8 protein-coding genes are annotated in these 12,837 nt (G+C 65.8%); 2 read left to right on the top strand and 6 right to left on the bottom strand.

Annotated elements, in window-relative coordinates:
• Positions 1 to 61: 61 nt before the first annotated feature.
• The 4 genes from glmS to glmU form a co-directional block, all read right to left on the bottom strand.
• Positions 62 to 1,888: a glutamine--fructose-6-phosphate transaminase (isomerizing) gene (gene glmS, locus EDE12_RS16895; protein ID WP_026600185.1), complete on the bottom strand. Its 1,827-nt coding sequence runs from the start codon at positions 1,886 to 1,888 to the stop codon at positions 62 to 64.
• Positions 1,889 to 2,117: 229 nt separating this feature from the next.
• Positions 2,118 to 2,477 (bottom strand): HigA family addiction module antitoxin, encoded by a 360-nt coding sequence (locus EDE12_RS16900; RefSeq protein ID WP_084484781.1) that lies wholly within the window; start codon positions 2,475 to 2,477, stop codon positions 2,118 to 2,120.
• 14 nt (positions 2,478 to 2,491) lie between these two features.
• Complete coding sequence (locus tag EDE12_RS16905; protein WP_026600186.1) at positions 2,492 to 2,773, bottom strand: type II toxin-antitoxin system RelE/ParE family toxin; 282 nt, start codon at positions 2,771 to 2,773, stop codon at positions 2,492 to 2,494.
• A 109-nt stretch (positions 2,774 to 2,882) separates the two neighbouring features.
• Positions 2,883 to 4,241, bottom strand: coding sequence for a bifunctional UDP-N-acetylglucosamine diphosphorylase/glucosamine-1-phosphate N-acetyltransferase GlmU (gene glmU / locus EDE12_RS16910; protein WP_026600187.1), 1,359 nt, complete (start codon positions 4,239 to 4,241; stop codon positions 2,883 to 2,885).
• A gap of 266 nt (positions 4,242 to 4,507) precedes the next feature.
• On the opposite strand from glmU, the gene EDE12_RS16915 reads away from it, so the two are divergent.
• On the top strand, positions 4,508 to 6,046 hold the full coding sequence (locus EDE12_RS16915) for a glucan biosynthesis protein (protein ID WP_026600188.1): 1,539 nt from the start codon (positions 4,508 to 4,510) through the stop codon (positions 6,044 to 6,046).
• Positions 6,034 to 8,271, top strand: coding sequence for a glucans biosynthesis glucosyltransferase MdoH (gene mdoH / locus EDE12_RS16920; protein ID WP_026600189.1), 2,238 nt, complete (start codon positions 6,034 to 6,036; stop codon positions 8,269 to 8,271). The genes EDE12_RS16915 and mdoH overlap by 13 nt, the downstream gene beginning before the upstream one ends.
• A 3-nt stretch (positions 8,272 to 8,274) precedes the next feature.
• On the opposite strand, the gene EDE12_RS16925 is transcribed toward mdoH, so the two are convergent.
• Together EDE12_RS16925 and EDE12_RS16930 are read right to left on the bottom strand one after the other, a co-directional pair.
• Positions 8,275 to 10,725 carry a TonB-dependent receptor gene (locus EDE12_RS16925; RefSeq protein WP_026600190.1) on the bottom strand — a complete coding sequence of 817 codons (2,451 nt, stop codon included), beginning with the start codon at positions 10,723 to 10,725 and terminating at the stop codon, positions 8,275 to 8,277.
• A gap of 496 nt (positions 10,726 to 11,221) precedes the next feature.
• Entirely contained in the window at positions 11,222 to 12,466 is a 1,245-nt protein-coding gene (locus tag EDE12_RS16930; RefSeq protein WP_026600191.1) for a glycosyltransferase family 4 protein, read from the bottom strand.
• Positions 12,467 to 12,837: the final 371 nt, after the last annotated feature.

A 12,837-nucleotide genomic window follows, 5' to 3' on the forward strand; every position in this document is an offset into this window, starting at 1 on the left:
AACCCTTCATCCTGAGGAGCGGCCGCAGGCCGCGTCTCGAAGGATGAGGGGAGCGGACGCCTCACTCCACAGTGACGCTCTTGGCCAGATTGCGCGGCTGGTCCACATCCTTCCCCATGAACACCGCCACATGATAGGCGAGCAATTGCACGGGGACCGCATAGACCAGCGGCGCGAAGGCGCCGGCGATCTCCGGCAGCTCGATGAAGCCGGCGAGCTCGGCCGCCGCCGCCTCGCGCGCCGCGGCGGAGCCGATGAGGATGAGATGACCGCCGCGCGCGGCGACCTCCTGTAGGTTGGAGACGGTTTTCTCCAGAGTGGCGTCCGGCGGCGCCAGCACGATCACTGGCATGGCGTAGTCGATCAGCGCGATCGGCCCGTGCTTCAGCTCGCCGGCCGCATAGCCTTCCGCATGAATATAGGAGAGCTCCTTCAGCTTCAGCGCGCCTTCCAACGCCAGCGGATAGGCGCCGCCGCGGCCGAGATACAGAACGCTGGAGGCGCGCGCCACATCGCGGGCCACCGGCTCGACCAGCGCCTCGCGGGCGAGGGCGGCGGCCATCTGGCCCGGCGTCGCCGCCAGCTCGCGCACCAGGCGTTTTTCGTCCGCCTCGCTCAGCACGCCGCGGGCGCGGCCGAGCGCAATGGCGAGGCTGGCGAAAACGGCGAGCTGGCAGGTGAAGGCCTTGGTCGAGGCGACGCCGATCTCCGGGCCGGCGAGCGTCAGAGCCACGGTGTCGCTCTCGCGCGCGATGGTCGAGGTCTCGACATTGACGATGGAGAGAATGTGCTGGCTCTGCGCCTTGGCGTAGCGCAGCGCGGCCAGCGTGTCGGCCGTCTCGCCCGATTGCGAGACCAGGATCATCAGCCCATTCTCGGCCAGCGGCGCCTCGCGATAGCGGAACTCCGAGGCGATATCGATATCCACCGCGAGCCGCGCATAGCGCTCGATCCAATAGCGCGCGATGAGTCCTGCGTAATAGGCCGTGCCGCAAGCGGAAATGGTGACGCGCGAGAGCTTTTTGGGGTCGAAGGGCAGGGTGAAGGGTAGGCGCACCTCGCCGGCCGAGAGATCGAGATAATGCGAGAGCGTGCGGCCGACGACCTCCGGCTGCTCGTGAATCTCCTTGGCCATGAAATGGCGGTAATTGCCCTTGTCCACGAGGAAGGAGCCCGCCTGCAACGGCTGGCGGCGGCGCTCCGACTCCTTGCCGGCGACGTCGTAGAAGGTGATCTTCTCGCGCGTCAGCACGACATGATCGCCCTCCTCGAGATAGGCGATCTGACGCGCGAAAGGCGCGAGCGCAAGAGCGTCGGAGCCGAGATAGACGCCTTCGTCGCCCCAGCCCGTGGCGAGCGGCGCGCCGCGGCGGGCGCCGATCAGCAGATCCTCCTCGCCCTCGAAGAGGAAGGCGAGGGCGAAGGCGCCCTCCAGCCGAGCGAGCGCGGCCGCGACCGCCTCGCGCGGCGCGGCGCCCTTGCTGCGCTCCTCGCCGACGAGATGGGCGACCACTTCCGTATCCGTCTCGGTGGCGAAGACATGACCCTTGCCGGTCAGCTCCTCGCGCAATTCACGAAAATTCTCGATGATGCCATTGTGGACCACAGCGAGCCCGCCGCTCGTATGCGGATGGGCGTTGGTCTCGGTGGGGCGGCCATGCGTCGCCCAGCGCGTATGGCCTATGCCGCTCGTTCCCAGCAGCGGCGAGGTGGAAAGCTTCTCCTCGAGATTGCGCAGCTTGCCGCTGGCGCGCAGGCGCGTGAGCTTGCCCTTTTCCAGCGTCGCGACGCCCGCGGAATCATAGCCGCGATATTCGAGCCGCTTCAGCGCCTCGACGAGAGAGGGCGCGACGGGCTCGCGTCCGAGAATGCCGACGATGCCGCACATGCAAATGTCTCCTCGGTCCAAGCGCTCGGGGGCGATCAGATTACCGCGATTTCGGTTACGATTATCCTAGACAGAGCATTAGGGCATTTCTCGGAGCCGGCCAGGACGCGATTCTTTCTCCCGTTCGCGGGAGAAGTGGCTCCGGCATAGGGCGTCCTCGAGGACGCCCGTCGCGAGCGACGAGCTTTGGCGAGGGCGGATGCAAGGGTCGCTGCGACTTTTGGTTCGGCTATAATTTTTTTTCGACCGATGAAGCTGGGCGGGCCTTCATCGCCGCCGTCGCCTCGAACCGCGTGATCTTCGCCAGCTCGGCGTGGGCGGCGTTCTCGACCGTCGCCAGCTCATAGCGAACCTGTAGGTTCAACCAGAATTCCGCCGTCGTGCCGAAGAAGCGGGCCAGCCGCGCCGCCGTGTCGCCGGTGATCCCGATCTCTTCACTGGCGATACGCTCGATTCGCGTCCGAGGCACGCCGCAAGCCTTGGCGACGCGCCCGGCGGATAGGCCGAGCGGCTCGAGGAACTCTTCCCGTAGCACTTCGCCCGGGTGCATCGGCGGAAGCGTCTCGACGATCTCCATCTCGCTCGCCATGGTTCTAGTCCTGCTCAGTGATAGTCTACGAACTCGGCCTGTTCTGCGCCGGCGTCGGTCCAGACAAAGCAGATGCGCCAGCGGTCGTTTACGCGGATCGAATGTTGTCCGGCCCGATCGCCGAACAGCGCCTCGAGCCGGTTGCCCGGCGGAATGAGCAGGTCGTCGAGCCGAGCCGCGGCGTTGAGCATTTCCAGCTTACGCCGCGCTGCCTTGAACACGTCCGCGGGATATCCCTTCGGAAGCCGCCCGCGGAAAAGAGCCTCAGTCGCCCGGTCCCGGAATGATCGGATCATAAGCAGCCTTGTCGCCGGCCATTATGTATCGCTCAGAGATACGGAAAGCAAGGCGCTTGTATCACTCGCAGATACGTTTGGCGTGGTTGGAGATCGCTGCCGGAGAAGATCACTTGCCCGATTTCTTCGCCTTCTGGACGCGGCGGAAGCTCTCCGCCCAGCCTTGCTTCTCCATCTGCCGGCCGCGCGCCACGGCGAGGGCGTCCGCCGAGACGTCCTTGGTGACGACCGAGCCGGAGCCGACATAGGCGCCGTCGCCGATCGTCACCGGGGCGACCAGAGCCGAATTGGAGCCGATGAAGGCGTTTTCGCCGATGATGGTGCGATATTTGAAGAAGCCGTCGTAGTTGCAGGTGATGACGCCGGCGCCGATGTTGGAATGCGCGCCGACGGAAGCGTCGCCGATATAGGTCAGATGATTGACCTTGGCGCCTTCGCCGATGTCCGCGCCCTTGATCTCGACGAAATTGCCGACCTTGGCCTGCGCCGCGAGCCTGGCGCCCGGCCGCAGCCGCCCATAGGGGCCGACCGTGGCCCGCTCGCCCACCAGCGCCCCCTCGAGATGCGAATAGGCGTGAATAACCGCGCCATCGGCGATCTCGACGCCGGGGCCGATGACGACGCCGGGCTCGATCGTCACATCGCGGCCGATCTTCGTGTCATGGGAGAGAAAGACGGTTTGCGGGGCGATCAGCGTCGCGCCTCCCAGCATGGCGGCGCGGCGGAGGCGCTCCTGGGCGACAGATTCGGCGCGGGCGAGCTGGACCCGGTCGTTGACGCCGAGAACTTCCTCCTCCGCCGCGACCACCAGCCGTGTCCCCAGCCCGGCCGCGGCGGCGCGGGCGACGATATCGGTGAGATAATATTCCCTTTGGGCGTTGGCCGAGTCGATCCCGTCCAATAGCGCCCGCGCCTTTTCGCCGGATATGGCCATCAAGCCGGCGTTGCAGAGCCGGCAGGCGCGTTCGGCCGGGCTCGCGTCCTTCTCCTCGCGAATAGCGGCGGGGCGCCCTTCTGAGTCGCAGAGTATCCGGCCGTAGCCGTGCGGATCGGCGGCCTCGAAGGCGAGCACGGCGACGGCGGCGCCCTCGGCCAGCGCCGCGCGCAAAGCGGCGATCGTCTCGGCGCGCACCAGCGGCGTGTCGGCGAAGAGCACGACGATATCGTCCGCCCCGGCGAGGGCCTCTCGCGCCGCCAGCACGGCATGGGCGGTGCCGAGCTGCTTCTCCTGAACGAAGATTTTCGCGTCCGGCCGCTGGCGGCGGGCCTCGGCGGCGACATCCTCCTTGCCGGCGCCGATGACCACGGCGATCTCGTCCAGAGCGGCGGCGGCGGCCAGCACATGGCCGAGCATGGATCGCCCGGCGACCTCATGGAGGACCTTGGGCCGGCGCGATTTCATGCGCGTGCCCTCGCCGGCGGCGAGTATTACGGCGAGGGAGCGGCGGTCGGTCGATCGAGCTTCCATCTTGCTGCGCGGCCTCTGGCTCATGGCGGGGAGGGGACAGCGGGGGCGGCCCCCGGCGCCGTTTTCCTCTCGTTCATATTCGTCCTGATCATATTCGTCTTGGCAGATTCGCGGGCGGGGGAGCAAGCGCAGGCTCGGCGCGAGGTTTCCTCCGCGCAACCAAAAAAGAAAGTTTCGTGTTCCGAAGTCCGGTCTTTCAGGTATATCCGATAGACAAGTCCGCCGTTTTTTCCCGCTCCTTCGTCAGTCACGGGTCCCGGTCCCGCATGTTCGTACGCAGAGACCTGTTGAAAGCCTCCTTGACCGCGCTCGCCGGCGGCGTCTCCGGCGGCCGCGCTTTCGCCCAATCGGCTCCGTCGGCCCCGCCGCCGGCGCCCGCCGTCTTCGGCCGTGAAGTGGTGGTCGAGCTCGCCCGCGCGCTCGCCAAGCGCCCCTTCGCCGCCCCGCCGGCGGAGCTGCGCGAGCCTTTCGCCAATCTGAGCTATGAGCAATATGTCGGCATAAAGACCAAGGCCGGCGCGGCCATATGGAGCGGCGAGAATCGGGGCTTCTCGCTCGAGCCGTTGCATAGGGGGTTCATCTTCGGCGCGCCGGTCGAGCTCTATGTCGTCGAGGACAGGGTCGCCAAGCGCGTCGTCTATGACCAGGCCAAATTCGACTATGGCGGCCTGAAAGTCGGCGACAAGCTGCCGGACATCGGTTTCTCCGGCTTTCGCATCATCGCCCCTCAGAGCGCCGGGGCGCCGGACACGGAGCTGGCTCTCTTCCAGGGCGCGAGCTTCTATCGCGCGCTCGCCCGCGGCCAGACTTTGGGCGTCACCGCCCGGGCCCTCTCCATCCGCACCGCCGATCCCCGCGGCGAGGAGTTTCCCGTCTTCCGCAGCTTCTGGATCGAGAAGCCGACGCTCGCCGGCAACGCCCTCGTCATTCACGCTCTGCTCGATTCGCAGAGCGTCACGGGCGCCTATCTGTTCACGCTGCGGCCGGGCGAGGCGACGATCATCGACGCGGAATTCACGCTGTTTCCGCGCGTCGCCATCGATCATCTGGGGCTCGGCGGCGCGGCGGCGGCCTCGCTGTTCACCCCGCTCGACCATCGCCGTTCCGATGATCCGCGCCCCTTCGTCGCCGAGACCAATGGGCTGCAAATGCTCACCGGCAAGGACGAATGGCTCTGGCGCCCGGTCTCCAACCGCGAGACGCTGCAAATCTCGGCCTTTGTCGACTCCAATCCGAAGGGCTTCGGATTTTTGACGCGCGACCGTGACATAGAGACCTATCAGGACGACATACAGCATTGGGAGCTGCGTCCCTCGCTGTGGGTGGAGCCGATCGGCGATTGGGGCGAGGGCTCGGTGCAGCTCGTCGAGATCCCCTCCGAATCGGAGGTGAACGCCAATATCGTGGCCTATTGGCGGCCCAAGCAGCCGCTCGCCGCGGGCAAGGAGGCGACTTTCGCCTATCGGCAATTCTGGTGCTGGAGCCCGCCCGCGCGCCCGCCTTTCGCGGTCGCCGTCGCCGCTTTCGGCGGCCGCGCGCCGTCGCCGAAACTGCGCCGCTTTATCGTCCAGTTTGCAGGCGACAATCTGGGCGATCCGCAACGTGTCGCCAATTTGCGGCCCGCCTTGACGACATCGCCCGGATCGGCGACGAACATTCGCATCTATCCCAATCCGAAGGCGAAGACATGCCGCGTCGTCTTCGACGTCGATCCTGTCGGCGAGACCTTTTGCGAGCTGCGCCTCGTCCTCCAATCGGGCGACGAGCCGATCAGCGAAACCTGGCTCTATAGATGGACGGTGTAGCTCTCTCCCTCGTCGAACCCGTTCCGCCGGACGTCGCCGCCCCGCCGACGCCGCCCGTCGATCCCGCCGCCGCGCCGCCCATGCCGGCGGAGCGCCGGCTCGAGATGCCGACGCAATCCTTCTGGCGCTTCAAGGCGAAGGAGCGTCGTCGCCGCCTGGCGCCGAAGTTCTGGCGCACGCCCTGGATCTCGCGCTTCGTCACCTTCGGCGGCGGCCTCGCGCTGACCGCCTATGGCGGCTACGAGATGTACCGCGTCATCGACGTCGGCGGCGTCACCACGCTGAAATGGGCGCTGCTCGCGCTCTTCGTGCTGAACTTCTCCTGGATCGCGCTCTCCTTCGCCAGCGCCGTCGTCGGCTTCGTCGCGCTGCTGTTCGCGCGGAGGCCGCCGCCGCCGCCGGAAACGCTCACAGCGCGCACCGCCGTCGTCATGCCCATCTACAATGAGGCGCCGAGCCGCGTCTTCGGCGCGCTGCAGGCCATATTGCAGGATGTGGAGGCGACCGGCCTCGGCGCGCATTTCGACTGGTTCTTCCTCTCCGACACCACGAATCCCGATATTTGGATCGCCGAGGAGCGCGCCTTCGCCGCCATGCGCCGCAGGCTGGGGCCGCAGGCGCGCGTCTATTATCGCCGCCGCGAGAAGAACACGAGCCGCAAGGCCGGCAATATCGCCGATTTCGTCACGCGCTGGGGCGGCGCCTATGAGCATATGGTGGTGCTCGACGCCGACAGCCTGATGGCCGGCGACGCCATCGTGCGTCTCGCCGCGGCGATGGAGGCCGACCCCGACGCCGGCATCATCCAGACGCTGCCGCTCATCATCAATCGCAACACGCTATTCGCGCGCGTGCAGCAATTCGCGGCGCGCATCTATGGTCCCGTCATCGCCGCCGGCCTCGCGCAATGGATGGGGCGCGACGGCAATTATTGGGGTCATAACGCGATCATCCGCACGCAGGCTTTCTCGCATCATTGCGGCCTGCCCGATCTCAAGGGCCGCCCGCCCTTCGGCGGGCATATTCTCAGCCATGATTTCGTCGAGGCGGCGCTGATCCGCCGCGCCGGCTACGCCGTCTATATGATGCCGACGCTCGGCGGCTCCTTCGAGGAGAGCCCGCCCTCGCTGATCGATCTCTCGATCCGCGACCGCCGCTGGTGCCAGGGCAATCTGCAGCATTCGCGCATTCTCGGGGCGCGCGGATTCCACTGGGCGACGCGGCAGCATTTCCTCACCGGAATCTTCGGCTATCTCACCTCGCCGCTATGGCTCTGCCAGCTGCTGGTCGGCATCGCGCTCGTCTTTCAGGCGAGCTATTTCCGGCCGGAATATTTCACCGCCAAATTCACGCTCTTCCCGGTGTGGCCGCGCTTCGACGCGGAACGTTCGCTAGCGCTGTTCGCGCTCACAATGGCGATATTGCTGGCGCCGAAATTCTTCGGCCTCATTCTCGCGATGATCGATCGCGAGACGCGGCGCGGCTCCGGCGGCATTATCATGCTGCTCGTCTCGACTCTGTTCGAGGTGCTGATGTCGGCGCTGCTCGCGCCCATCATGATGCTGATCCAGACGGGCCATGTCTTCCACATTCTGTTCGGCTTCGACACCGGCTGGGACCCGCAGCGGCGCGACGACGGCTCGGTTCCTTTCAACGCTATCGTGCGCCGCCATCAATGGCATGTGGCGCTCGGCGCGCTGACCTTGATCGCCGGCCTGATGATCTCGCCCTCGCTCGTCGCCTGGATGTCGCCGACCATCGCCGGCCTCATTTTGGCGATCGGCATCTCCTATATCACCGGCCAGCGCTGGCTCGGCCTCGTGTTCCGCCGCGCCGGCGTGCTGGTGACGCCGGAGGAGACGACGACGCCCAAGATCGCGCGTAAGGGCCGCGCGCTGCATCGTCTGCTGGCGCGCGCCGGACAGGACGAGGAGAATTGCCTCGTCGCCATCCATGGCGATCCCGATTTGCGCACGCTGCACGAGGCCTGGCTGCCGGCGCGCCCGCCGCGCAAGCGCGGAATGGTTTCCGCCGATCGCGCTTTGGCGGAGGCCAAGCTCGCCGATGCGGAAGCGCTCGAGGATGCGGTCGAATGGCTCAACCGCGGCGAGCGGCTGGTCGTGCTCGGCGACCGCGCTCTGCTCGGCATGCTCGCGCGCCTGCCGCGCCGCGCCGAGAAGGAAGAGGCCGCGGCGCAAGAGGATGCGACGCGGCTCGCGAGCTGAGCGTCAGAACTTCAGCGACGCGCGCACGTAGTAGTAGCCGCCATTGACGCCGAAGGGCGAGAAGGTCGGGAAGATCGCGGCGCCGAGACTGCGCGTCCAGGGCAGGGTCTGATCGGGCCGCACGCCGAAGAGATTGTTGCCGCCGATCGCTGCACTCAGGCCCGAGCCGAAATCATAGGCGATCTCGCCGTCCGTGATGAATTTCGGCGTGATGACATTGGTGTAGAAGGGCGCGCTGCCGGTGAGCGGCGAGGCGACGACCGAGCTCACATTTCCATATTGCGTGAAGTGCAGCGAGAACGTCCAGGCGTCATAGCTGTAGGACCCGCCGAATATGACCTTGGTTCGTGGCGTGAGATCGGTGATGTTCGATCGCGCCGCGGCGTTGAGCAGCGGCGCGCCGTTGAACGCCGCCGGCGACTGCGAGACGGACAGGATCGTCGTCTCGAGGAAGCTCGCCGCGGCGTCGAAGCGCAGCGCGCCATAGGGGCCGAGGTCGTAAGCGTAATCGGCCTTCACATCGACGCCGCGCGTGCGCGTGAAGGCGCCATTGACGAAGAAGCTGACCGTGCCTGTCGCGCCCGCCTGCAACGTATTGCCGCTCGCGGCGATGGCGGCGAGCGCGGAGGGGCCGGTGAGGCTGCCGGTCGCGACGATGCGATCGCGCAGGTCGATCTGATAGGCGTCGACCGAGACATGCAGATCGCGCAGCGGCTCGGTCACCACGCCGAGGCTGATATTCGTCGATTTTTCCGGCTTGAGCGGCTGTGCGCCGGCGACGCTCGCCGCGGAAGAGTTGGGCGGCAGGACGATATTGGCGGTGGTCGGCGAGACGGTCGTCTGCGAGAAGAACTGCTCTGCGAGCGTGGGAGCGCGAAAGCCGGTGCTGACGGTGCCGCGCAGCGCGATCGCGGGGGAAATGTCGTAGCGCGTCGAGAGCTTGCCGTTGATCGTGTCGCCGAAGTCGTTGAACGTCTCGTAGCGGCCGGCGATGTCGATCTTCCAATCGGGCAGCGGCTTGCTGGAGAGGTCCACATAGCCGGCGAAGGATTCGCGGCTGTGGTCGCTCGCGTCGGTCGGCCGGATGCCGACCCAGGCCGCAGGGCCGGAGGAATAATAGGAGAAGAAGTCGCCCTGGCGGACCGCATAGGTCTCGTGGCGATTCTCCGCGCCGACGGAGACATTGACGGGCGCGGGCAGGAAGCTCGGCGCGAACTCCTTGCCGAGATCGAGATTGATGGTGCGCAGCGTGCGGAAATATTGGCCGATGTAGAATTGCCGCGGAGTCCAGCCGGCGCCGAAGGCTTTGAGCGTGTCGTTGAACAGCGCGACATTGGCGGATCGATTCAGCCCGACGTCGATCTTGTCGGAGCCGTAGGTCAGGCTGAGATCCCATCGCACATCGTCGAAGACCTTGCCCTTGGCGCCGCCGCTCAGTGACCAGTCCTCCTCGTGGATCGTCTCGGCGGGAACGAAGCCCGAAGGGTCGATGATCTTGTTCCCCGCCGCGCCGTTGAGATTGGGCGCGCGATAGTTCTGGAAGGATTCGCCGCGCCGGCCCGCGCCCGTGCCGAAGAGATAGAGCTGGACGCCATTGTCCAGCTCATATCCGGCGTTGAGGCCGGCCGAGCCGGTGATATAGGCGGGATCGCCTATGATCGCCGAGACGTTGGGATCGACCCAAGGATAGGGCGTGCCGGGGCCGACGCGCAGACCGGTTCCGTCCTGCGTGCGGTCCGGGCCGGTCTGATTGCTGTGCAGATGCGAGGTGATGTCGGCGCCGAGCGTCAGAAAGCCCTGATCGCCGAGCGCGAAGCTCTTGTCCGCCTGGAGATTGCGCGTCAGCCCATTGCCATGCGTGTTGGGATTGTAGCTCTGCCCATAGGAGCCGACGAGCGCGGAGAGTCCGCCGCCCTCGGAATCGGCTTTCAATATGACGTTGATCACGCCGGCGATGGCGTCGGAGCCATATTGGGCGGCGGCGCCGTCCTCCAGAATCTCGACATGATCGACGAGCGCCACGGGAATGAGATCGAGATCGGCGCCGGCCGCGCCCTTGGTGAAGCCGGTCGAGGACAGATTGGCGGTCCCGTGCCGCCGCTTGCCGTTGACGAGCACGAGCACATGGCTGGCGGTCAGGCCGCGCAGCCGCGGCGAGCGCACCAGATTGTTGATGTCGCCGCCGACGCCATAGATCGAATAGGAGGGATCCAGCCGCTGCAGCGCGTCGACGAGATTTGTGCGTCCCGTCGCCTTCAGCCGCTCGCCGCTCACAACAGTGATCGGCGCCGTGCTCTCGCGCGCCTTGACGCCATAGTCGCGCGTGCCGGTCACGATGACGTCCTCGATCGCCGCCTCGCGCGGCTTCTGCTCGCCGCCGTCGAGGGCGCGCGCCGCCGGGGACATGATCGCCGCCGCCAGCGCCAGCACGCTCGCGCCGAGGCGTTTCGTCATCCGATTCAACGAAGGAGAGGCGGCGCGAGCGGGGCGGAGGTCGGCGCGAAGGAAAGTCATGGCTATTCTCCTCGGAAAAGAACGAATTGGTGTTGCCGCGAACGCGCGAACACTCGCGCCGGCCGATGTCGATCGACGGCCTTCTGGCTGAATTATTCGCAGCTTAAGCGCTATATTCGAGCTTCTGCAAGGCCAAATTGCCATTCATTTCAATATCGATGGCGATGTCTTTAGAATTAACTCCGCAAGCATCGTATATATTAAGAACGGCTATTTCATATATGCAATACTATTCGTCAATTCATTCTATCATGTAGCGCATATCGAGAATTTTCATGCGTCGGCAGTCGCAGGCCGCAGGAACGCTGCGTTCATTTTGCCGGCGCCGGGAGTTCCGTCGAGACGAATGGCGCTCGAAAGAGAAGGAAGTCCGCGCACACACGTCTTCGCGACGAATATCATCGTCACAAATGACGAAATCAGGAAGAGCTACGCCTCACGCCGCGGTCTTGTGGCGCTCGGCGATCTCGCGATAGACCGCGAGAATGCGCTCGATATGCCGATCCAACGTCGGCGGATCGCGCCAATAGGCGGCGTGCGCGCCAGCCGACAGATGCGCGACCAGCGCATCATCCTTCATCCGCGTCAGCGCGCCGGCGAGCGATTCGACATTGGCGCTCGTAAACCACAGGCCGGTCTCGCCATCCGTCACTTCCTCTCGTCCAGCGCAAACGTCGGAGACGATGACAGGCGTTCCCATCGCCTTCGCCTCCATGACGGTGAGGGGCTGGCCCTCGTACCACAGCGAGGGGAAGACCAGCGCCCGCGCGGCGCGCATATGCGCTCGCGCCTCGCTCGGCGGCAGCCAGCCGAGGAAGCGCGCCTGCGGATAGCGCGCGCGTAGCTCATTGGCGATCGGCCCATCGCCGATGAAGACCGGATCGACCCCCGCGCGCGCCGCCGCCTCGGCGAAGAGAAAGGCGCCCTTTTCCGGCGACAGGCGCCCGACGAAGATGAAATCCCCCGAGGCCGGGTCGCTCTTGCGGCCGAGGTCCTGGGCGTCCACCGGATTGGAGACGCGATGCAGCCGCACGCCTTGGGGCAGATAGCGGCCGATGATCTCCTCCTGATAATTCGAGATGCAGATGTAATCGGCGAAGAGCTCGGCGAATTTGGCGGGGCCGCGCGCATAGGCGAGGCGGGCGCTGCGCCAGATCTTGCGCGGATAATTCACAGCATCGCAGGCCGTCGCCCAGCAGGCGGCGGAGAGCGGCTCCAGCCGGCAGAGCTCGTGCTTCTGGTAATTGTAGAAGCCGCCATTCGGGCAGAACAGAAAATATTCGTGCAGCGTGTAGACGCGCGGCAGGCCTGACGCGCGGATCGGCGCGGCAATGGCCGGCGACAGCGCCTTGGCCCAGCCATGCACATGGACGATCGTATTGTCGCGCGGCAGGCGGGCGAGCAAATCGCCCAGCGCTTTGGCGGCGCGCAAGTTCCACGTGCCCTGAAAGGCGGCGGCGATCCGCGACGGATTGCCGAGAAGATCATGCTGGCCGAGGCAGACGACCTCTATCCCGGCCGCGGTGAGCCGCTCGTCCACCGGCGCAGCCGAGGCGAAGACAATCGGCCGAGCGCCATGGGCGGCGAGACCCAATGCGCTCTCGATCGCCACTTTGGCCTGGCCGCCGGTGACGGAGGCGTGGTCGATGCAGATGACGACATTGGGCGCGAAACCAGCCATGGGGGCTCCCGTCAAAAGGCTTTAGCGCGAGCTTAGCCTTCCGCGCATTAAGCCGAGGTAAGCGCCGCGGCGCTCGGGTTTTATCTATCGCTTTGCCGGCGCAGCAGAGCCGACGCTGGCTTTCCGAGGCGCCGCGCTCGTAGAAAAACCGTCATCCCCGGAACGACACGCCCGCCCGAGGAAATATTATCCATTGTTTTTCAAATGGATATAATTTTCACGACGGTTTCGTGAAAAATTTTGAAAGGAGCCGTTGACAGTCCAGAGGGGGTCGCTCTATAAGGCATTCATCGACGGCGGCGCTGCCAACGAGCGGCGAACGAAGTCGTTTCTTCGTCTTTAGCGGAGTTCAGCCACCCGGCTGGTTCGTC

This window comes from Methylosinus sp. sav-2 (genome assembly GCF_004366495.1).
In the GTDB taxonomy this organism is placed as follows: domain Bacteria; phylum Pseudomonadota; class Alphaproteobacteria; order Rhizobiales; family Beijerinckiaceae; genus Methylosinus.